This window comes from Aliiglaciecola sp. 3_MG-2023, from assembly GCF_030548205.1.
In the GTDB taxonomy this organism is placed as follows: Bacteria; Pseudomonadota; Gammaproteobacteria; order Enterobacterales; family Alteromonadaceae; genus Aliiglaciecola.
Map to the genome: position 1 here is coordinate 1 of NZ_JAUORV010000010.1, position 22,003 is coordinate 22,003.

Here is a 22,003-nt window from a genome sequence, read left to right on the forward strand (position 1 = left end):
CGAAATATGAACTTTTTTTGGTAAGCACTCTTATAATGAGTGCCCACACAGATTGTCTTGTTGCAAATTGTTAAAGAACGTTTAGTGTTGTACCCGAAGGTTTTTACACTAGGTCACTGCCCTTTGGCAGTTACCTGTAAATCTTGTCTGCTTAGTGAGTCCGTTAGGTCTCTCTCAAGCGGGAGGCGTATTCTACACTTCCGTTATTTGATGTCAACAATTTATTTTCTAAATTATTTAATCTTTTTTTCTGCTTTTCAGTTTATCTTAAGGTTGGTTAGCCAAACTATTGATGTCCTGCAAAAGCTGAGCGCATTGTAGTGATTTATTAACTAAGGTCAAGCTTAATTACCAAATAATATTAAAATTAATTTAATATTTTTAAATTAAGATTATTTATCGAACAAAAACTGATTTGTGTATTATTTAAAACAAATTGTTGTTATTTTTAAACTCTAGGTGATTTCTGTTGTCGTAAACTAGATTAGTAAGTCTAAGTAGGTGTTTATTATGAAAAGTATTACCCCAATTGCATTAATTTTGGGTGTTTTGACTACACACGCATACGCAATTCCAACAACTGTCGTAGATGACAATAATAATCGCTTAACCGCGGACTTTGTAAAGAAACATGTTGATCAGTCGATGTCTATCGGCCGAGCGATAAAGAGTATTGTAGGAAATTATCCCAGAGAAGCCATTGGAGTAGTTAGTACTGCTCTTGATTTATATCCAGAAAAGTATAAAGAAATTATCCATGCCGCAATTTCTGCTGAACCGGCTTTAACCGGTGAGGTAGTATCACTAGCCATTGAAAAGGGGATTAGTAGTTGCTCTAGTATTGTAGAGACAGCAATTAATGCAGAACCAAGCTATGTTGACTTTATTGTAAGAGCAGCGGCTTTCTCAACTCCGGATGAAATGGACGAGATTGTCAGAATAGCAGTAGAAACTGAACCCGACTCTGCAGACAATATTGTTCAAACGCTGTCTCGGTCACACCCAAATGAAATGGTAGAAATTATTAAAACAGCGGTTTCAGCAATGCCGTTTGTGGGAGAGTATGTTGTCGATGCTTTACTAGCGTCTTTCCCAGATGAAGCCGAACAGGTCGTTACTACCGCTTTACGAGAATCGGCCGAAGAGCAAGAGAGTGTAAGGCGGATTTTAGTTACCGCAATGAATGCTGGGGTCCCAGCTGAAGACTTATTAAAATATGCGAAAAATGCCGGCGCTACGGAAGAGCAGTTGGCCTTCATTAAAAAACAATAGTACCAAGGATAAATAGTCTGAGTATTTAGCAGGCAATAGCTACAAAAAAGCCGAGCATTAGCTCGGCTTTTTTAATGGGTTTGGAGTGATTACTCCTCAGTTACTACTTCAGCTTCTTCAACTTCTTCAATAACTGGACGGTCAACTAGTTCAACGAAGGCCATAGGCGCGTTGTCACCTGAACGGAAACCACATTTTAAAATGCGAAGATATCCGCCTGGGCGAGCTTCATAGCGCGGACCAAGTTCACTGAATAATTTACCAACAACTTCTTTATCACCAGTACGTGCCATCGCCAAACGACGATTAGCTACACTGTCTTGCTTAGCAAGTGTGATAAGAGGCTCGATTACGCGACGCAGTTCTTTAGCCTTAGGCAACGTTGTTTTAATAACTTCGTGCTTAACTAATGAGCCAGCCATGTTTTTAAACATTGCTTGACGATGACTGCTGTTACGATTTAACTGACGACCACTGTTACGATGGCGCATAGCTCTATCCTTCTTTACAAATCAGTTTATCTTGCGACCTGATTAATCTTTTTCTGCGATACTCTCTGGGGGCCAGTTTTCAAGGCGCATTCCCAAAGAAAGACCACGAGATGCCAACACGTCTTTAATCTCGGTAAGAGATTTCTTACCTAAGTTAGGCGTTTTCAACAGCTCAACTTCAGTGCGTTGCACCAGGTCACCAATGTACTGGATAGCTTCAGCTTTCAAACAATTAGCTGAACGTACAGTAAGCTCTAAATCATCAACTGGACGAAGAAGAATAGGATCAAATTCCGGCTTCTCTTCTTTAGCAACAGGCTCTGAAATATCGCGAAGTTCAACGAATGCGTCTAATTGCTCAGCTAGAATAGTAGCTGAACGACGAATCGCTTCTTCCGGATCCAAAGTTCCATTGGTTTCCATATCAATAATTAATTTATCCAAATCTGTGCGTTGTTCAACACGAGCAGATTCAACATTATAAGCAATACGTTCTACTGGACTGTAAGAAGCATCAACTAACAAACGACCGATAGGTCGATCATCTTCTTCAGAGGAACGGCGAGTTGACGCAGGAACATATCCACGACCCATTTCGACTTTGATACGCATGTTTAACTCGGCATCGCCGGTAAGCGTACAAATAACGTGGTCAGGATTAAAGATCTCTACATCTCCATCATGCTGAATATCACCAGCAGTAACAGGGCCTGCACCAGACTTGACTAAAGTAAGAGTAGCTTCAGTTTTGCCTTCGATTTTAACAGCCAAACCTTTAAGGTTAAGCAAAATTTCGATGACATCTTCTTGAACACCCTCTTTAGTGCTGTACTCATGTAATACACCATCAATCTCTACTTCTGTCACGGCGCAACCAGGCATCGATGACAAAAGGATGCGACGAAGCGCGTTACCAAGAGTATGACCAAAACCACGCTCTAATGGCTCAAGTGTCACTTTAGCGCGTGTTGGTGATAAGTTTTCTATTTCCACTAACCTTGGTTTTAGGAATTCAGTTACAGAACCCGGCATTGTTTCCTCTCTTGATTATGCTTTACTTAGAGTAAAGTTCGACGATCAACTGTTCGTTAATTTCAGCAGACAAATCAGTTCTTTCTGGAATACGTTTGAAAACGCCTTCCATTTTTTTGCTGTCTACTTCAATCCAAGTTGGTTTTTCACGTTGGTCCGCCAATTCTAATGCAGCAACAATACGTGCTTGCTTTTTAGATTTTTCACGAACGGAAACAACGTCTTCAGCAGAAACGTTAAAAGAAGGTATATTAACAACCTTACCGTTAACCATAATAGCTTTATGACTTACTAGCTGACGAGCTTCAGCACGTGTACTAGCAAATCCCATACGGTAAACAACATTGTCAAGACGCTGTTCTAAAAGCTGAAGCAAGTTTTCACCTGTGTTGCCTTTTAAACGCGCTGCTTCTTTATAGTAGTTACGGAACTGCTTTTCCAATACGCCATACATACGACGTACTTTTTGCTTTTCACGTAACTGCACACCGTAATCAGACAAACGGCCACGACGGGCTCCATGCTGACCTGGGGCAGTATCTATCTTACATTTCGAGTCAATTGCTCGAACGCCACTTTTAAGGAACAAATCTGTTCCTTCGCGACGACTAAGTTTGAGTTTTGGACCCAAATATCTAGCCATGATCTTTCTCCAACTGTCCGTCGATTAAACGCGACGTTTTTTCGGTGGACGACAACCGTTGTGAGGAATAGGTGTCACATCGGTAATATTAGTGATTTTATAACCAGTTGCATTCAAAGCACGGATAGCAGATTCACGACCTGGACCTGGACCTTTAACGAATACTTCTAAGTTTTTCAAACCGTAATCCTGAGCAGCAATACCTGCGCGCTCAGCAGCAACCTGTGCAGCAAAAGGGGTAGATTTACGTGAACCACGGAAACCTGAACCACCTGACGTTGCCCAAGACAAGGCGTTACCTTGACGGTCAGTAATTGTCACTATTGTGTTGTTGAAAGACGCATGGATATGAGCCATACCGTCTGCAACTTGACGTTTTGCGCGCTTACGCGTGCTCTTTGTAGGTGCTTTAGCCATAACTAACCTCGCTTACTTTTTAATTGGCTTACGAGGACCTTTACGGGTACGCGCATTTGTTTTAGTGCGCTGACCACGTAGAGGTAAGCTACGACGGTGGCGTATACCACGGAAGCAACCTAGGTCCATCAAACGTTTGATGTTCATTGACACTTCACGGCGAAGATCACCTTCTACCATGAATTTCGCGACTTCGTCACGAAGCTTGTCAATCGTTGTTTCATCAAGATCTTTAATCTTGGTTGACTCTGTAACACCAGCAGCTTCACAAATGCTTTTCGCACGTGTCGCGCCTACGCCATAGATTGATTGGATAGCAATCACAGCGTGCTTGTGTTCAGGGATGTTAATGCCAGCGATACGGGCCATTAACAGCACTCCTCTTAAATTATTGTCATCAGCCTAAAAAGCCCGATAGGATACTTACCCGATGACCAAATTGCAAATTAAGCTTGGGTGAGTCGGTAGTATGACCGATTTCACCCAAATACCACATTTCGATTAACCTTGCCTTTGCTTATGCTTAGGGTCAGAACTACAAATTATACGTACAACGCCATTGCGCTTTACGACTTTGCAGCTACGGCAAATCTTTTTAACGGATGCACGAACTTTCATATCACCACTCCGTAAACGCTTATCTTAACGACCGTAGCCTTTAAGATTCGCTTTCTTAAGAACAGATTCATATTGATGTGACATCAAATGAGTCTGCACCTGCGCCATGAAATCCATGATTACCACTACAATAATAAGTAGTGATGTGCCGCCGAAATAGAACTGAACGTTCCAAGCGATCAACATGAACTCAGGCACCAAACAAATAAAGGTTATGTAAAGTGCGCCTGCCAAAGTAAGGCGTGTCATTACTTTATCGATGTAGCGAGACGTTTGCTCACCAGGGCGAATACCAGGTACAAAAGCACCAGACTTCTTCAAATTATCTGCTGTTTCACGAGGGTTAAACACCAACGCTGTATAGAAGAAACAGAAAAAGATAATCGCCGCAGCGTATAACATCACGTACAAAGGTTGCCCAGGGGACAACATTAAAGCCACATCCTGTAACCAGGAGAATGACTCATTTTGACCGAACCAACTTGCGATAGTTCCAGGGAACAAAATAATACTAGAAGCAAAGATTGGAGGAATAACACCAGCCATATTTACCTTAAGTGGTAAATGTGTACTTTGTGCTGCAAATACCTTACGGCCTTGCTGTTTCTTCGCGTAGTTTACAACAATACGTCGTTGACCGCGCTCTACAAACACAACAAAATATGTAATGGCAACAATGATTACGCCAATTAGCAATAACAATAGTACATTTATGTCACCCTGTCTGGCTTGCTCCGCAGTCTGACCAATCGCTGTAGGCAGACCGGCAACAATACCAGAAAAGATCAAAATGGAGATACCGTTGCCGATACCTCTTTCGGTAATTTGCTCACCTAACCACATCAAAAACATGGTACCAGTAACCAAACTCACTACCGCAGTAAAGTAAAAACCGAAGCCAGGAGCAATCACCAAACCTGATATCAGGTTCGGAAGATTAGTCGCAATCCCAATTGCTTGGAACGTGGCCAACACCAACGTAAAGTAACGAGTGTATTGACTTATTTTACGACGTCCAGCTTCACCTTCTTTTTTCAACTCAATCATTGGCGGATGCACAACTGTCAGCAACTGCATAATAATTGATGCCGAAATATATGGCATTATACCTAGGGCAAGAACCGATGCGCGCTCAAGTGCACCACCTGAAAACATATTAAACATTTCCACGATAGTGCCCTTTTGCTGCTCAAATAATTGAGCTAACACATTGGCATCAATACCAGGAATAGGTACGTATGAACCGAGTCTAAATACAATGATCGCACCTAGTACGAACAACAATCTTGATTTAAGCTCGCTCAAGCCGCCTTTAGCGCTTGAATCCTGTCCTGGTTTTGCCATCTAGCTTATTCCTCTACTTTACCGCCAGCGGCTTGAATTGCTTCAAGTGCGCCTTTAGATACCTTTAAACCTTTTACAGTAACTGCGCGAGAGATTTCGCCACTTTTCATTACTTTGACGTTTAGCATTTCTTTTTTAACAAGACCTGCTGCTTTCAAAGTCTCTAGTGAAACCTCATCACCTTCTACTTTAGCAATTTCACTCAATGTAACTTGGTCAGAGACGAAAGAAACACGAGAAGTGAAACCGAACTTAGGTAGACGGCGTTGAATTGGCATTTGTCCGCCTTCAAAACCAGGCTTAACAGAACCGCCTGAGCGACTCTTTTGACCTTTGTGACCACGGCCACCAGTTTTACCAAGACCTGAACCGATACCGCGACCTACGCGCTTACCAGAATTTTTAGCTCCAGGTGCAGGAGCAATAGTATTTAATTTCATATCTTACTCCTCCACTACTTCAACCATGTAATATACACGGTTGATCATGCCACGAACGGCTGGGGTGTCTTCCAACTCACGAACATGCCCGATGCGACGCAAACCTAAACCAGTCAATGTAGCTCTGTGTTTAGGTAGACGACCAATAGAGCTTTTAGTTTGCTTTACTTTAATCATCTTAGCCATGTTCAATTACCCCAAAATTTCGTCAACAGGCAATCCACGTTTAGCAGCAATTCCTTCAGGAGAGTTCATCTCTACTAAAGCATTGATTGTTGCACGAACAACGTTGATTGGGTTTGTTGAGCCGTAGCATTTTGAAAGTACGTTTTGTACACCTGCAACTTCAAGAACTGCACGCATTGCACCACCGGCAATAATACCAGTACCTTCTGATGCTGGTTGCATGTAAACCTTGGAGCCTGAGTGACGTCCTTTAATTGGATGCTGTAATGTGTTGCCGTTAAGGTCTACGTTCACAAGATTGCGACGCGCCTTTTCCATTGCTTTTTGGATTGCAGCAGGTACTTCACGTGCCTTACCGTAACCAAAGCCAACACGACCATTTCCGTCACCAACTACTGTCAAAGCAGTAAAGCTAAAGATACGACCACCTTTAACAACTTTTGATACACGGTTTACAGCGATCAACTTTTCTAACAGGTCACCCTGTTGTTGAACTTCTACTTTAGCCATAATTAACTCCTAGAACTGAAGGCCTGCTTCACGAGCAGCGTCAGCTAATGCTTTAACTCGACCGTGATATTTGAAACCACTACGGTCAAAAGCAATTTCTTTGATGCCTTTTTCTATAGCACGTTCTGCAATCGCTTTACCTACTGCAGCAGCTGCTTCTGAATTTCCCGTAGACTTAAGGGAATTACGAAGTTCTGATTCTACAGTAGAAGCCGCCGCTAACACTTCTGAGCCACTTGGCGCGATTAACTGCGCGTATATGTGGCGAGGTGTGCGGTTAATAACCAAGCGATGCGCGGCCAGTTCACTGATTTTTTTGCGAGCGCGGGTAGCGCGGCGCAAGCGAGCTGATTTCTTATCCATCGTATCACCTACCTACTTTTTCTTAGCTTCTTTACGACGCACAACTTCATCAGCATAACGAACACCTTTGCCTTTGTAAGGCTCTGGTGGACGGTAAGCACGAATATTAGCTGCAACCTGACCTACCACTTGCTTATCAGCGCCTTTAACGACGATTTCAGTTTGGGTAGGTGTTTCAACTGAAATACCAGCAGGCATTTCATAAACTACTGGGTGAGAGAAGCCCAACGTAAGGTTTAATTTGCTACCTTGTGCTTGAGCACGGTAACCAACACCATTAAGTTGTAATTTCTTTTCGAACCCTTCAGATACACCTGCAACCATTGCATTCAAAATAGAGCGAGCAGTACCAGCTTGAGCCCAATTACCAGCAAAACCTTCACGAGGTAATGCTTTCAATTGGTTTTCTTCTTGTACGACTTCAACTGCTTCGTTGAATACACGGTCCAAAGTACCGTTTTTTCCTTTTACTGTGACATTTTGACCAGCGATAGTTACTTCTACACCAGCTTTAATATCGACAGGAGCTTTTGCTATACGTGACATATTCTATCTCCCGTTACGCTACATAACCGATGATCTCACCGCCCATGCCAGCTTTACGCGCTGCACGGTCAGTCATCACACCTTTTGAGGTAGACACGATAGCAATGCCCAAACCACCCATCACTTTAGGAAGCTCATCTTTTTTCTTATAGATGCGCAGACCTGGACGGCTGACTCGTTCAATGCTCTCAATTACTTTTTTGCCTTCGAAGTATTTAAGTGCTACTTCAATTACAGGCTTAACGTCACCAGAAACAGCGAAGTCAGTGATATAACCTTCATCTTTTAAAACTTTAGCGATAGAAACGCGAAGTTTAGAAGAAGGCATAGCAACTGTTACTTTGCTTGCTAATTGGCCGTTACGAATGCGGGTAAACATATCCGCGATAGGATCTTGCATGCTCATATTGGCTACTCCTTACCAGCTGGCTTTTTTAAGGCCAGGGACTTCACCGCGCATAGCTGCTTCACGCAACTTTATACGGCTAAGACCAAATTTGCGTAGGAACCCATGTGGACGACCAGTTACACGGCAGCGGTTTTGCTTGCGTGATAAACTAGAGTCACGTGGAAGTTGTTGTAGCTTAAGAACAGCATCCCAACGTTCTTCATCAGTAACGTTAACATCGCTGATAATCGCTTTTAGCTCTGCACGTTTAGTACCGTACTTTGCTGCTAGCTTGGCGCGTTTTACTTCGCGCGCTTTCATTGATTCTTTTGCCATAACCCTACACCTTATTTTCTAAACGGGAAGTTAAAAGCGGTTAAAAGCGCTTTTGCTTCATCGTCTGAGTTTGCGCTAGTAGTGATAGTAATATCCATACCGCGAATTTTATCAACTTTATCAAAGTCGATCTCAGGGAAGATAATTTGCTCACGCACACCCATGCTGTAATTACCACGGCCATCGAATGATTTTGCATTCAAGCCACGGAAGTCACGGATACGAGGAATTGCAATTGAAATCAAACGTTCCAAGAATTCCCACATACGTTCACCACGTAAGGTTACTTTACAGCCAATCGGATAACCTTCACGGATTTTAAAACCCGCTACAGACTTACGAGCAACAGTAACAATTGGTTTTTGTCCAGCAATCGCAGCCATATCAGCCTGCGCGTTTTCCAAAACTTTCTTGTCCGCTATCGCTTCACCTAAACCCATGTTTAAGGTGATTTTTTCGATCCGAGGGACTTGCATGACGCTTTTGTAGTTGAACTGCTTCGCAAGTTCTCCCACTACTGTTTCTTTATAGAAATCATGCAGTTTCGCCATCGTACTCTCCAATTAATTAAACTAGTTCGCCGTTAGATTTGAAGAAACGAACTTTCTTCTCATCTTCAAAACGGAAACCAACGCGATCTGCTTTACCCGTCGCTGGGTTAACAACCGCTACATTTGATACGTGAATTGCTGCTTCCTTTTCAACGATGCCACCAGGGACATTCAATTGAGGATTAGGCTTCTGGTGTTTTTTCACCAAATTCACACCTTCTATTATTAGCTTGTCTTCAGACGCTAGTACTTTAAGGACTTTGCCTTGTTTTCCTTTGTCTTTGCCTGCTAATACGACTACTTCATCATCACGACGAATTTTTCTAGCCATTATCGTGACTCCTTATAGTACCTCTGGGGCCAATGAAATGATCTTCATGAAAGAATCTCCACGAAGCTCACGTGTGACCGGGCCAAAGATACGCGTACCAATAGGTTGCTTGTTTGCATTAAGCAAAACAGCTGCATTATTATCAAAACGGATAGTAGAACCATCTGCTCGACGAACGCCTTTCCTAGTACGCACCACCACTGCATTCAGAACGTCACCTTTTTTTACTTTGCCACGAGGAATTGCTTCCTTGACAGTAACTTTGATGATGTCACCGATATGTGCATAACGGCGATGCGAGCCACCAAGAACCTTAATACACTGAACCCTGCGAGCGCCGGAGTTGTCGGCAACATCCAGGTTAGTTTGCATTTGGATCATGTTAGTGCTCCGCTGTTTAAATTAAGACCCTCACGGGCCGTTAAAGCTACAAAAATTCTTACAAACTTAGACCAATTGGCTTTTTTGCTTGCAGAAAATTTATACATACCCCTATAAAAAGGGCGCGAAACTATAACAGAAAATAAAGCGTTGCGATAGCGCAATTTGAAAATAATTATAGAATAAATAATATTCAGTCAATTTTGGTTTACAGCGAAGATAAAGTGGCAGGAAATCAATTGCGAGAATAAAAAATCGGCTCTAATGAGCCGATTTTAATAATTTAAGATTTATCGATTAATAAAGAAGTGAAATCTTATAACCCGTTGGTGAGTCTGCGGACTCTTCAATGGTAATAATGTAATTTGCTTCTTCATTTAAACCAAGTAGTTCAGTTCTATCCAACAAAATTTGAGTATCTTCATTGTCATCGAATACCGCTACCAGTTCATAAAAATCACTTGGCAAGGTCACCGATTTTGATTCACCAAAATCGATACTAGAGATTAAATACTCAGCAGACTCAATGGTCTCATCTTTACGCACAAAATATAAATCAACGTCGATGAAATCAGACACTAAGTTAGCCGCTACGACTTCTTTATCGTAAACCTGTGGTTGGCTACTTTCATCAAAAGATAATGATGTAAGATTCTCATCAGCATCCTGATATACAATGATAGCCTTACTTTCACCTTGGTTTAACGTTACTAAGCGATTGTTAAAGCTTACGCTGCTGTCTGAAGTTAATTCTGCTGACAAACGATAATCGCCGAATTCTATTTCATTAAAATCAGTTTTCTCGTTTGCACTTACTTCTGAAGGATCAGTATCTTCATTACCTTCTAAGGTAAATTCAACCGCGCCGTCATCAAGACTATTGTATAGACGGTACTGAGCACTGGCATTAACGTCATCAAGGTTTGATACCGTAGATGAGTTAAGCACTAAGTCAACTTCAATACCATCTTGAATTGCTCCGCTACTACTGCGAATTACAAGCACATATTCACTGGCGAACTGGAAAGAAACTGTATTTGATTCAAAAATGACATCTGTTGAACCCGGTTCAGTTAGATAAATCGTATAGCTACCTTCGTCGAAATTTTCATCATCGTCATCCGGTGCCCAAAACTCCATTTCATCTAAGCTTTCGTAGTTTATGGTAGATAACAAGTTCGCTTCACTAAAAGGTGAACCAGAATCACTCATGTACAAGTCATAGCTACTTTGATCGGTGACTACTGAAATCCCGAAAAGGCGAAAATGATCATCTAACTCTTCACGATCAAACCGGTACTCATTGAAGGTTGGGGATTCGAAATCACCAGTAAGCATTACCAAGGTTTTTTGACCATCTGGTAAATCAATCTCACGGGTTTCCAAAATCACTTCTTGGTCGTCTGAATCTGTACGGTAAAACTCTATTTCAGTAAACCCGGTGTTTGTCTGGATCATACTGGTAACATCACCGTAAGAAGAAGATGCTAAAACTTGTGTTTCTTCAGTGCCTCGCATAGTGGTTAATGCACTATTTGCTGAACCATTATAGAATTGAATATAACCAGAAGAACTGAATTCTGTATCATTATCATCCGAGCTGCTGCAGGCTGTTAACCCTGAGGCCAAAAACACACCCATCAGGGCAAAACTAACTTTACTTCGCATTAAAACACTTTCCTTAAAAACAAGCGCAAAATCTAATTGCAGAGGATTCTATACCGAAGTTAGGATTCATACACTAAATAAAAGTTCAAACCTTTGCATAAACTTTTAAAAAAACCCGTCAACATCGTTATAAACAATGGGCATTACCCTTAGAAATACCAATAAAAAAATTAGCACTATCTAACTTAACCGCCCCTACTTCAAATGAGCACTGCCTTTTACTGCCTACCATTTTGTAAGTAGTTTATATCCAAATCTGATTAATTGAGATGGAAATATCTCCCTATGATAACCAAACCACCTTTTCTTTGTAAGGTGCATTAATCACATCTTCGTACTTTTTCTCTAAAACATGGCGTTTTATTTTTAAAGTTGGCGTTAAAAGGTCGTTTTCTACTGTCCAATCGTCACCCAGTACTACTAACCTATCTAACACTTGATGACTTTCCAATTTGGCATTGACGTTTTCAATTGTTTTCTCTAAAGACTCAATTACTTTTTCATTACTATGTTGTCTGGCTAATTCAGACACAATTAACAGTGCGATAGGTTGCTTTAGTTCGCTGCCTGTTACGCAAACTTGTTCAACTATTTCATTTTCCATAATAAGAGACTCGATTGGCGCTGGAGTGACATATTTGCCCTTAGCCGTTTTAAAGATGTCTTTTAACCGCCCAGTAATACGAATATATCCTTCGTTATCTAATTCACCTTTGTCGCCAGTACGTAAATAGCCATCCTCAGTAAAGACTTCTGCCGTTTTCTCCCCTTCTAGATAGTACTCCTTCATATTACAAGGACCTTTTACTTGAATCTCGCCATCCTCCGCAATTCGAATATCAACCCCCTCATAAGCCTTTCCGATACAACCTATTTTATCTGCCCGGAAAGGCACACTGCTGGTACCGTAAGCACAGTTCTCGGTCATCCCCCATCCTTCAGAAATTTCTACGCCAATGCGATTAAACCAGTGGATAGTCGCTGGAGGTATGGGAGCCGAACCGCTGGCACAAAGACGGGCATTATCTAATCCTAATCCTTTACGGATTTTTTTGGCAACTATTCCTTTAATAATTGGGATACGTAAAAGTCGCTCAAGTTTTTTCTGAGGCATTTGTGCTAACACCCCCATTTGGAAGCGCGTCCAGAGTCGAGGCACGGATATAAATAAGGTAGGCTGACAACGTTGAATGTCGGTCTTAAACGTATCTAAAGATTCGATAAAATAAATGTGTAGGCCCGAGTACAAACTGGCCATTTCCACTAATATTCTCTCAGTAATATGAGCAAGGGGTAAATAACTTAAAATTCTGTCTTGTTCGTTGACCGTTAATGCTGTTAACGACGATTGTGCTGTCCAACTAACAGATTCATAGGTCTGCACTACACCTTTAGGGTTTCCCGTACTCCCTGATGTATAAATAATAGTCATGACATCATTTATATTAGGTACAGGGCTTCCCTTAAATCCTTCGTCGGTTTTAAAGGCCTCCCAATCCATATCACACATCCCCTTAACATGAGGAAAAGCAATACTTTTAACAGTATCAGGGATGGCAGCGATTTGCTGAGCTGGATGTTCCAATTTGCCCACGAAAACAACAGCACATTTTGCGTGATCTAACACATAAGATATAGTATCAGCGCCAGCCGTTGGGAATATAGGTACAGACACGTGCCCCGCCATCATAATGGCTAAATCCGTTATAAACCACTCAGCACAATTTTTCGAAATCAGACCAATATGGCTGCCCTTAGGTAACCCTAAGTTGGTTAAGCCCTGGGCAACTCGACGCACTTCCTGATCAACTTGTTGCCAACTATAATCTGTTACTTCGCCGTTATGAGGCTGAGTTAAATAGATTTTATTTGGGTGGGATTTTACTTTTTCGTAAAATGATTCTAAGGGAGTTTTCATGGTCATTTGGATACCTAATTCTTTCCGGTTAGACTGAACGGCGTTATCAATCAATGAAAATATGCGCCTAACCTTTAAATTAACAAAAAGATAACACTATTAGAACACTGCTTGGGGTTGAATGAACTATATTTTCGATAAATCAATAATCACTTTTGCTGATAGAAAACTATTCGTTTAAGTTTTGAAGTTAAATATAGGGGATAAAAAAGGGAATTACACTACAGAGAGAGCGATATTAGTATGCCGATAGTCGAGTTTATTCGCTGCTAACAGAGGGTTAGCGGAAGCGAATAAACCCAGAATAGATTTGTTACGACATTCTTTGACGCACGATTTCAAACAAACAAACACCCGTTGCTACTGAAACATTTAAACTAGTGACAGTGCCGGCCATTGGCAGCTTAATTAGTTCATCACAATGTTCACGAGTCAATCTGCGCATTCCTTTACCTTCTGCGCCCATCACAAGTGCAGTAGGTCCAGTAAAAGTGCATTCATAGAGACTTTGCTTAGCTTCGCCAGCGGTACCAACAATCCATACCCCTGCTTTCTGAAGTTCTCTTAGTGTTCTTGCCAGGTTTGTTACTTGCACCAAAGGAATCACATCGGCAGCGCCACTGGCCACTTTGCGTACTGTGGGTGTTAAGGCTGCAGACTTATCTTTAGGCACCACAAGGGCATGAACACCAGCCGCTTCTGCTGTACGTAAACATGCACCTAAGTTGTGAGGGTCAGTCACCCCATCAAGGATAAGTAAAAAGGGTTTGTCATTTTCCTCAACAATAGACATGAGGTCATTTTCACTATACTGCTTGCCAGGTTTAGCCCGTGCAACAACGCCTTGATGTTGTTCGCCATTGACTTTGTCATCTAACGCTTTACGTTGACAGAATTGCACTGCAATGCCAAATCGTCGAGCTTGATTGATGATATTAAACAGACGATCATCTTCTCGTCCTTTGAGCACATATAACTCAATGAGTCTTTCAGGTTCCCGCTGAATAACTGCTTCTAATGCGTGGATCCCATATAACCACTCTTGCTGAGCCATGCCTACTTATTCCTCTTTGCTGAACGACGTTTGGACCTTGGTGCCTTAGTCGTTGATTTTTCTGCGCCCTTACCCTTGGCTTTTCCAGCGCTATTTTGAGTCCTGCCGGTTGAAGAAGCACTTTCTTGGTTCGGTTTATTGCCTTGCCCTTTTGGTTGAGCTTTATCGGCGGTTTTTCTTGGTTTCTTTGCTGCGCCTTTTCTAGCACCTCGGCCCTTAGGCTCATCTAAGATAAAATCAATTTTTCGTTCATCTAGATTAACGGCTGCCACTTTAACTTTAAGGGGGTCACCTAAACGATAGCGTTTTCCGGACGCTTCCCCCACTAAACACTGCTTCACTTCATCAAAGTGATAATAATCATTTTCTAACGATGAAATATGAACAAGCCCGTCGATATGAAACTCACTAAGACGCACAAAAAAGCCGAAACCAGTGACAGACGCAATTACGCCTTCAAAAAGATCACCCACATGATCCAACATAAATTCACATTTTAGCCAATCCGCAACATCTCTTGTGGCATCATCAGCTCGACGTTCAGTCATTGAACATTGCTCACCCAAAGCATCAACTTCTTCTTCACTATAGGATTTGCCCCCCGTTTTGCTTTTGCGGCCAGCTTGTTTGTCCAACACGGCCTTTATTGCCCGATGAACAACTAAATCTGGGTAGCGTCGAATGGGCGACGTAAAGTGAGCATAGGCTTCTAGTGCCAAACCAAAGTGACCTATGTTGTCATTGTCATATACGGCTTGTTTCATGGAGCGCAACAACATGGTTTGTATTAGCTCTTGATCTGGACGTCCCTCAATTTTACCAACTAAATTGGTGAAATCTTCGGGTTTTGCGTCTTTACCGATGCGATGTTCAATTCCTACTTCTTTCAAGTAAGACGTAAAAGAAGTCAAACGGTCTTCATTGGGTTCATCGTGAATACGGTACAATGCGGGTGCTTTATTCTTTTCTAAAAATTGCGCCGCTGATACATTCGCCAAAATCATACATTCTTCAATTAGCTTATGGGCATCATTGCGCACAACTGGAACAATATGATCTATTTTTCGCTGGGCATTAAACACAAATTTACTTTCTTGGGTCTCAAACTCAATCGCCCCACGTTTATTGCGTGCTTTTTTCAGCACGCGATACATATCGTGTAAATTGCGTAAATGAGGGACATGCTCAGCGTAGCGTTTATGTAATTCTGGGTCGCCGTCTAAAATAGCCCCCACTTTGGTATACGTAAGGCGAGCTTTGGAATTCATCACCCCTTCGTAAAATTGATAATCTTGAAGCTTTCCTTGGGCACTGATAGTCATTTCACACACCATACACAAGCGGTCAACTTCAGGGTTTAAAGAACATAAGCCGTTACTCAACACCTCTGGCAACATAGGTACAACTTGCTCAGGGAAATAGACGGAGTTACCGCGCTGTTGCGCTTCATCATCCAAAGCTGTACCGGTTTTCACGTAATAACTGACATCTGCAATAGCGACCCAAAGTTGCCAACCGCCATTATCTAAAGGTTCACAAAATACCGCATCATCAAAGTCACGGGCATCTTCACCATCGATAGTAACCAGCGGTAATTGACGCAAGTCAATGCGATTTTGTTTCGCATCTTCCGGTACCTGTTCTTTTAAGCTGGCAACTTGTCTGCTTACCGCTTTCGGCCAGTCATGGGGAATATCAAATGTGCGTAATGCCATTTCGATTTCCATACCTGGAGCCATATGCTCGCCAAGTACTTCGAGTATCTTGCCAATAGGACTAACGCGTTTACGAGGACGCTGTATGACTTCCACTACAACAACGTTTCCCTGGCGAGCACCATTAACATGCTCAGCTGGGATCATAATTTCATGATTGATCCGGCTATCGTCGGGGATCACCATGCTGACGCCATGCTCAACAAAATATCGTCCCACAATGGGCTCTGAGCGCGGCTCAATGATTCGTGCAATTCTCGCTTCTCTGCGGCCACGATTATCAGTGCCACTTTCTTTGACTAACACTACATCATCATGAAGTAGCGCTTGCATTTGCGCTTGATGGATAAATAAATCTTTTTCGCCATCATCGCGTTTAAGGAAGCCAAAACCGTCTCGGTGGCCTATTACCCGGCCTTTAATGAGTTCCATTTTATCGGCCACGCCATATTTTTTCTGACGATTGAAGACTATTTGACCTTCGCGCTCCATGGCTCTTAAGCGCCGTTGAACACCTATGCGGCTATCTTCGTCGGAGGCTTTGACTAACTGGCAAATTTCTAAAAATGTAAGGGGAGTTTTTTGCTCTACCATGACCTGCAGCAAATATTCTCTACTTGCTACAGGGTTTTCATATTTGTCTTTTTCACGCAGGAAATGAGGATCGTTTTTTTCTAAATTTTGTTTATTTTTTATATTCATGCTCGGCATTATAGCCATTGATTGTTACGAAACTAAGCTTTTTTTAATAAATTGAAGATAAATTATACTAAGACTAGTTCAATATACTTAAGCGGGAGATGATTTAAAGCGTTTTTCAGAATTAGTGCAAATTTAAAATGCCACAATATATCAATAGTAAAACTTAATTTAGAAACTAAAACTGGAGCGAGTACTCCAGTTTTCCCTGAACAATTTAGGTTTACGTAAATCGCCTGCGCATTGCAAATAAACCAAGTCCTAAAATTCCTATAATTCCAGGTTCTGGAACATCGGTTATATTTAATGTCACCGTTGAGCCTGCACCGAAGGTAGAATCAACACCTGTATCGTCAAAAGAATCATACAAGCTAACCGTCCAAACTCCAGACGCGTTAGCAGGACCGCCGGCGATAGCAAAATCACCTACAAAATTGTAAAGGCCTGCGGTAGTTCCCCAACCAAAATCAGTGTCGCCTTCAAATTCAATGTCAAATCCCGATTCATGAGTAAGTGAGATACGAGTTTCAGCTCCCCAAGAACCACCAAAATGCTCAACATTTAAATCGAAAGAAATGGAATCAAGAGAACCTGTTTGAGATTCATTATAAATAAATGTGTTTGGGGTACCATCTGAGTCTTTTCCGCTTAGATCAATAATACCAGCACTTGCAGTGTGAGCATATGATCCCGCGGTTAATAACAACATTGGAACAAACGCTCGTGTGAATATTTTTTTCATTTTATTTCCCTTTTTAAACAGTCAGTGCCGAAAGTCAATTTCATAAATACTATTGCGCAATTAATGAGCAAGCAAAAATCGAGCCTCAAAATAAATATTATATTTATCAGAGTGATACTTATTAATCTTATTAGATTAAAAATAATTACGTAAAAAAAGTTGACGGAAATAATTTACCCATATTAATAAATCACTATTACAATGAGTCACAACTTAAACACTGTTAAAATTTATATATTTGATTTTATTATGTGACCATTTTCAGATTTTTCGATTGCTTTATCAGCCTGGGCACTTGATCTAATATGTCGAGATTCTGCAGCGCCAATATTTATCAGTGGCTTCTTTTTATTCACTTTACATTCAACCCAATTTTGTTGCGCCATTGCTTCTAAAGCTTGAATGCATGCACTAAATGTTAGATTTTGCTTAGCTGGGTGCACTTCATTTGCAATTTTGCTTTTTAAGTTAGCCAAAATTATATGAATGTCAGAAGTTTGTTTTAGCAACTGAGTCATAGTTTGGTAATAGCCAATATCAGGAAGAACTTGTTGTCCCCTTTTTAAGCAGGGTACCTGTGTAATTTCACCATTCTCCAAATGTCCCAAAAAAAACGGCTTAGCACCGCGAGTATTAAGCTTAAACTTATTAAAACCTGAAATTTTCATCTGACTAACACGTTCGCTTTTGTCGAACTTACTAATTAATTGACGTGCAGAAGATATATCAAAAGAGCCAAACGTTGCCAAACCCAATTGTTCGGTAGTGAAGCCCCCTTGACTAAGCCATTGCCATGCTTTTTCAGGTGATAACTGCAATCCAGCTTCTTTGGCTATGGCAGAACAATTTTGTTGTAAATCTGTAAAACAGCCATTAGCAGCATACCAATATTGAGCAAACTTAATGTGTTGTTGGATATTGTTTCGAGTTTTCTCTTCGTATCTATCTTTTAACCATTGCTGGTCATGTGATTTTTTTTCAATGGCTAAAATCGTATACGCAACTTCTCTTGCGGAACTGTGTGCTAAACTCATACCCGCAGCTAATATTGGGTCAGCAAACCCCGCAGCTTCACCACATACAAACCAGTTATCACCAACTAGTTGTTCTAATAAGTGGGACCAATCCTTGGTAAGACTAACGTCCCCTTCAGGCGTCGCATTTTTTAGTAAACTCGCAATCTCTTTTTGTTCCTGAATTGCAGTTTGATAGAGTTGTTTAGCAGACTTGCCATTTTGTTTCACATATTCAGCTGGGCAAATTAGACCAACAGAGGTACGCGTTTCTCCAAGTGGAATAAACCAGATCCAGCCATAGGGCAAACTTCTAACTTGTACTCGTGTAGCGCCTTTACCAATCTCAACGGCCCAATCGGCGTTAGTCCAATAATTCCATACTGCAATATTTTTTAATTCTTGAGGCGACCAGTTTTCGATACTAAAAGTCTTTCTAAATAACCCTGTAACGCCAGTCGCATCAACATAGTACTTTGCTCTTACAATAGAATCATCAGCTAGTTGTAGCCCCGTTATTTTATCTCCATCCCGGAGTACTTGTTTAACGCCTTGATTTTCATGAACCTCTACACCTTTTTCTTCGCTATGGCGTAATAAAATGTTGTCGTAAATTGCCCTATCAACTTGAAATGCAGTATATTTTCGCTGTCCTTCATATTTTTCGGGCCGTTGATTGTCTTTCCAATCCTCAATTGGATAAAAATCGAAGTCCCATCTTTCGTTATTTCTCCCCCAAGTATAAGAGGCACCTATTTTTATAGGGAACTTGGCTGCCTCTATTTTATCCCAAACCCCCATTTCCTCTAGTATTGGGCCAATTGAAGGTAACTGACTTTCTCCAACATGGTCTCTGGGGAAAATTGCTCTTTCATATATGCTGACAGTGAGATCAGGATTATATTTCTTTAATAGCGACGCAACTGTACTCCCAGCAGGCCCGCCACCGATGATGATAACGTCGAGCATTGATATTCCTTGATTATTTTTTACACTCGAGTCTATGGGGAAATAGATTGATAAACAAGTTACTGTTTTGAGCTGATGAATATAAAAAACCGCTTAAATCAATTAAGCGGCTTTTATAGACTGATGATTAGCTTACAATTTTTACCTTGACGTTTTGTCATTAAATAAACTGGTAAGCATCTCCGTAAAGATTTTCCAACAATAAACCTTGTTTTTGGAAATCATCACGGGCAACACCTGCCATCTCAAATCGACCAGCAACGTAAACCTGATAAGGCTCCAGACTTACAATGTCAGTTAGAATCGCTTGATGTACCCATCCTGACTTACCTTGCCATTGTTCATCGGGCGCATCGACTACCGGAATAAATCGAAAATGCTTATGCTCTTTTTCGAGCTCAATTAGCACCTCGTATTCATACATATCAGCTAATTTTTGGGTGCCCCAGTATAAAAAAACGGGTTGGTCATCAGCTATTTTTAATCTTTGTTGAAGAATTGAGTAGGTATAGGAAAACCCCGTTCCACCCGCTAACAAAATAGTAGGTTTAATATCTGTATCGCGAAAAAAGGCTTCACCATGACCACCTTCGATGTCAATTTCTCCGTGGGTGTTCATTTTTTCTAGAACTTGCCCAGCATAATCGTTACCAGCGCCGGCTCCGATATGTAACTCGATTTGATTGCTACCATCGGGAGCATTAGCAATAGAGAATGGGCGTGAGTCGTTTTCTCCCATAATAACTTTGACGTATTGTCCAGCTTTGAAGGATATTGGACTTAAAGCTGCCAATTTTACTCGGCTAACAATATCGGTTAAGGGTTCAATTGATTCTACTTTACAACATATTGATGACATAAAAACGCTAACTTCTCTTATATTATTCAGGTTTAGGTGACAGCCCTAAGCTATCCCAAATTTCATCCACATAGGACTTAACTGCGGGATCCATTTCAATTGGCTCGCCCCACTCTCGGTCCGTTTCACCAGGCATTTTGTTGGTGGCATCCATTCCCATTTTGGAACCAAGGCCAGAAACAGGCGAGGCAAAATCTAAGTAATCGATGGGCGTGTTTTCAATTAAGGTGGTATCTCGTGCGGGATCCATACGGGTTGTAATGGCCCAAATAACATCGTTCCAATCTCTGGCATTGACGTCATCATCACAAACAATCACAAATTTGGTATACATAAACTGACGTAAAAACGACCAGACTCCCATCATTACGCGTTTAGCATGGCCAGGATATTGTTTTTTCATGGTCACTACCGCTAATCGATAACTACAGCCCTCTGGCGGAAGATAAAAATCCACGATTTCAGGAAATTGCTTTTGCAAGATGGGGACAAAGACTTCATTTAAAGCGACACCCAAAATTGCCGGTTCATCAGGTGGTCTGCCAGTATAGGTGGAATGATAAATGGGATCTTTCCGATGAGTGATATGGGTGATAGTAAAAACTGGAAACTCATCCACTTCGTTGTAGTAGCCAGTATGGTCTCCATAAGGCCCCTCGGGGGCGGTTTCACCAGGCGCAATGTAACCTTCTAAGACAATTTCCGCATTGGCGGGGACTTGCAGATCATTGCTGATGGATTTAACAACTTCAGTTTTATCTCCACGTAATAAGCCCGCAAAAGCATATTCCGACAGACTATCAGGAACCGGCGTAACAGCGCCAAGTATGGTTGCAGGATCAGCACCAAGGGCCACAGAAACTGGATAATTTTCACCCGGGTTTTGCTGACAAAACTCTCTAAAATCTAGAGCTCCACCGCGGTGAGACAACCAACGCATTATGACTTTATTTTTAGCAATTACCTGTTGGCGATAAATCCCTAAGTTCTGTCGTTTTTTGTTCGGACCGCGGGTAACCGTTAAGCCCCATGTAATTAAGGGAGCAACGTCGCCTGGCCAACAGCGCTGAATGGGAAGCGTCGACAAATCAACATCATCGCCGCTTATCACAACTTGCTGACAAACCCCTTTGCGTACTTCTTTGGCGGGCATATTCAACACTTGTTTAAATACCGGCAGCTTTTCCCAAAGATCTTTTAACCCTTTAGGGGGATCAGGCTCTTTTAAGTATGCCAGTAACTTACCCACTTCCCGCAGAGCGGTCACACTTTCTTGTCCCATACCCAATGCGACACGTTCTGGAGTGCCGAAAAGATTTGCTAAAACAGGAATTGAATGTCCTTTTGGGTTTTCAAATAAAATAGCCGGGCCGCCAGCACGCAATGTTCTGTCAGCAATTTCAGTCATTTCCAAGTCGGTATCCACTTCTTGCGTCACACGCTTGAGTTCACCTTTACTTTCTAACTGTGCAATAAAATCTCGTAAGTCTTTGTATTTCATCTTGAACCGCTATCTC

General features: G+C 41.6%; 26 protein-coding genes. 1 reads left to right on the forward strand and 25 read right to left on the reverse strand.

Annotated elements, in window-relative coordinates:
• Nucleotides 1–510: 510 nt before the first annotated feature.
• Nucleotides 511–1,272, forward strand: coding sequence for a hypothetical protein (locus tag Q4574_RS12430; protein ID WP_303474469.1), 762 nt, complete (start codon nucleotides 511–513; stop codon nucleotides 1,270–1,272).
• Between the two features lie 89 nt (nucleotides 1,273–1,361).
• Here the strand turns inward: Q4574_RS12430 and rplQ are convergent, their stop codons facing one another.
• The 25 genes from rplQ to ubiD form a co-directional block, all read right to left on the reverse strand.
• Nucleotides 1,362–1,763, reverse strand: a complete 402-nt coding sequence (gene rplQ, locus Q4574_RS12435) for a 50S ribosomal protein L17 (protein ID WP_303474470.1) — start codon at nucleotides 1,761–1,763, stop codon at nucleotides 1,362–1,364.
• A 42-nt stretch (nucleotides 1,764–1,805) separates the two neighbouring features.
• A complete protein-coding gene (rpoA, locus tag Q4574_RS12440) occupies nucleotides 1,806–2,795 on the reverse strand; it encodes a DNA-directed RNA polymerase subunit alpha (RefSeq protein WP_303474471.1) in 990 nt (329 codons plus the stop codon).
• A 22-nt stretch (nucleotides 2,796–2,817) separates the two neighbouring features.
• A complete protein-coding gene (rpsD, locus tag Q4574_RS12445; protein WP_303474472.1) occupies nucleotides 2,818–3,438 on the reverse strand; it encodes a 30S ribosomal protein S4 in 621 nt (206 codons plus the stop codon).
• Between the two features lie 24 nt (nucleotides 3,439–3,462).
• A complete protein-coding gene (rpsK, locus tag Q4574_RS12450; RefSeq protein WP_216049659.1) occupies nucleotides 3,463–3,855 on the reverse strand; it encodes a 30S ribosomal protein S11 in 393 nt (130 codons plus the stop codon).
• Nucleotides 3,856–3,867: 12 nt separating this feature from the next.
• Nucleotides 3,868–4,224, reverse strand: coding sequence for a 30S ribosomal protein S13 (gene rpsM / locus Q4574_RS12455; protein WP_008846192.1), 357 nt, complete (start codon nucleotides 4,222–4,224; stop codon nucleotides 3,868–3,870).
• A gap of 132 nt (nucleotides 4,225–4,356) precedes the next feature.
• Nucleotides 4,357–4,473 (reverse strand): 50S ribosomal protein L36, encoded by a 117-nt coding sequence (rpmJ, locus tag Q4574_RS12460; RefSeq protein WP_216049658.1) that lies wholly within the window; start codon nucleotides 4,471–4,473, stop codon nucleotides 4,357–4,359.
• Nucleotides 4,474–4,497: 24 nt separating this feature from the next.
• The gene (secY, locus tag Q4574_RS12465) at nucleotides 4,498–5,817 is read right to left on the reverse strand and encodes a preprotein translocase subunit SecY (RefSeq protein ID WP_303474473.1); all 1,320 of its coding nucleotides are present in this window, start codon (nucleotides 5,815–5,817) and stop codon (nucleotides 4,498–4,500) included.
• Nucleotides 5,818–5,822: 5 nt separating this feature from the next.
• Nucleotides 5,823–6,257, reverse strand: a complete 435-nt coding sequence (gene rplO / locus Q4574_RS12470) for a 50S ribosomal protein L15 (protein ID WP_303474474.1) — start codon at nucleotides 6,255–6,257, stop codon at nucleotides 5,823–5,825.
• Between the two features lie 3 nt (nucleotides 6,258–6,260).
• Nucleotides 6,261–6,443, reverse strand: a complete 183-nt coding sequence (gene rpmD, locus Q4574_RS12475; RefSeq protein WP_008846195.1) for a 50S ribosomal protein L30 — start codon at nucleotides 6,441–6,443, stop codon at nucleotides 6,261–6,263.
• A 6-nt stretch (nucleotides 6,444–6,449) separates the two neighbouring features.
• Nucleotides 6,450–6,953 carry a 30S ribosomal protein S5 gene (gene rpsE / locus Q4574_RS12480; protein ID WP_216049654.1) on the reverse strand — a complete coding sequence of 168 codons (504 nt, stop codon included), beginning with the start codon at nucleotides 6,951–6,953 and terminating at the stop codon, nucleotides 6,450–6,452.
• A gap of 9 nt (nucleotides 6,954–6,962) precedes the next feature.
• Nucleotides 6,963–7,316 (reverse strand): 50S ribosomal protein L18, encoded by a 354-nt coding sequence (gene rplR / locus Q4574_RS12485; protein ID WP_303474475.1) that lies wholly within the window; start codon nucleotides 7,314–7,316, stop codon nucleotides 6,963–6,965.
• 12 nt (nucleotides 7,317–7,328) lie between these two features.
• Entirely contained in the window at nucleotides 7,329–7,862 is a 534-nt protein-coding gene (gene rplF, locus Q4574_RS12490) for a 50S ribosomal protein L6 (protein WP_303474476.1), read from the reverse strand.
• Between the two features lie 13 nt (nucleotides 7,863–7,875).
• Nucleotides 7,876–8,268, reverse strand: coding sequence for a 30S ribosomal protein S8 (gene rpsH / locus Q4574_RS12495; RefSeq protein WP_303474477.1), 393 nt, complete (start codon nucleotides 8,266–8,268; stop codon nucleotides 7,876–7,878).
• 12 nt (nucleotides 8,269–8,280) lie between these two features.
• A complete protein-coding gene (gene rpsN / locus Q4574_RS12500; protein ID WP_216049650.1) occupies nucleotides 8,281–8,586 on the reverse strand; it encodes a 30S ribosomal protein S14 in 306 nt (101 codons plus the stop codon).
• 11 nt (nucleotides 8,587–8,597) lie between these two features.
• Nucleotides 8,598–9,137: a 50S ribosomal protein L5 gene (gene rplE / locus Q4574_RS12505; protein ID WP_216049649.1), complete on the reverse strand. Its 540-nt coding sequence runs from the start codon at nucleotides 9,135–9,137 to the stop codon at nucleotides 8,598–8,600.
• 16 nt (nucleotides 9,138–9,153) lie between these two features.
• Nucleotides 9,154–9,468, reverse strand: a complete 315-nt coding sequence (gene rplX, locus Q4574_RS12510) for a 50S ribosomal protein L24 (protein WP_008846202.1) — start codon at nucleotides 9,466–9,468, stop codon at nucleotides 9,154–9,156.
• A 12-nt stretch (nucleotides 9,469–9,480) separates the two neighbouring features.
• Nucleotides 9,481–9,849 carry a 50S ribosomal protein L14 gene (gene rplN / locus Q4574_RS12515; RefSeq protein ID WP_008846203.1) on the reverse strand — a complete coding sequence of 123 codons (369 nt, stop codon included), beginning with the start codon at nucleotides 9,847–9,849 and terminating at the stop codon, nucleotides 9,481–9,483.
• Between the two features lie 297 nt (nucleotides 9,850–10,146).
• The gene (locus Q4574_RS12520; RefSeq protein ID WP_303474478.1) at nucleotides 10,147–11,517 is read right to left on the reverse strand and encodes a DUF4397 domain-containing protein; all 1,371 of its coding nucleotides are present in this window, start codon (nucleotides 11,515–11,517) and stop codon (nucleotides 10,147–10,149) included.
• A 283-nt stretch (nucleotides 11,518–11,800) separates the two neighbouring features.
• Nucleotides 11,801–13,441 carry an AMP-binding protein gene (locus Q4574_RS12525; RefSeq protein WP_303474479.1) on the reverse strand — a complete coding sequence of 547 codons (1,641 nt, stop codon included), beginning with the start codon at nucleotides 13,439–13,441 and terminating at the stop codon, nucleotides 11,801–11,803.
• A gap of 307 nt (nucleotides 13,442–13,748) precedes the next feature.
• Nucleotides 13,749–14,489 carry a 23S rRNA (guanosine(2251)-2'-O)-methyltransferase RlmB gene (gene rlmB, locus Q4574_RS12530; RefSeq protein WP_303474480.1) on the reverse strand — a complete coding sequence of 247 codons (741 nt, stop codon included), beginning with the start codon at nucleotides 14,487–14,489 and terminating at the stop codon, nucleotides 13,749–13,751.
• A 2-nt stretch (nucleotides 14,490–14,491) separates the two neighbouring features.
• Complete coding sequence (rnr, locus tag Q4574_RS12535) at nucleotides 14,492–16,906, reverse strand: ribonuclease R (RefSeq protein ID WP_303474481.1); 2,415 nt, start codon at nucleotides 16,904–16,906, stop codon at nucleotides 14,492–14,494.
• A gap of 220 nt (nucleotides 16,907–17,126) precedes the next feature.
• Entirely contained in the window at nucleotides 17,127–17,645 is a 519-nt protein-coding gene (locus Q4574_RS12540) for a PEP-CTERM sorting domain-containing protein (RefSeq protein WP_303474482.1), read from the reverse strand.
• Nucleotides 17,646–17,875: 230 nt separating this feature from the next.
• Entirely contained in the window at nucleotides 17,876–19,627 is a 1,752-nt protein-coding gene (locus Q4574_RS12545) for an NAD(P)/FAD-dependent oxidoreductase (RefSeq protein WP_303474483.1), read from the reverse strand.
• Nucleotides 19,628–19,787: 160 nt separating this feature from the next.
• Nucleotides 19,788–20,486, reverse strand: coding sequence for an NAD(P)H-flavin reductase (gene fre, locus Q4574_RS12550; protein ID WP_303474484.1), 699 nt, complete (start codon nucleotides 20,484–20,486; stop codon nucleotides 19,788–19,790).
• Between the two features lie 22 nt (nucleotides 20,487–20,508).
• Complete coding sequence (gene ubiD / locus Q4574_RS12555) at nucleotides 20,509–21,987, reverse strand: 4-hydroxy-3-polyprenylbenzoate decarboxylase (RefSeq protein WP_303474485.1); 1,479 nt, start codon at nucleotides 21,985–21,987, stop codon at nucleotides 20,509–20,511.
• Nucleotides 21,988–22,003: the final 16 nt, after the last annotated feature.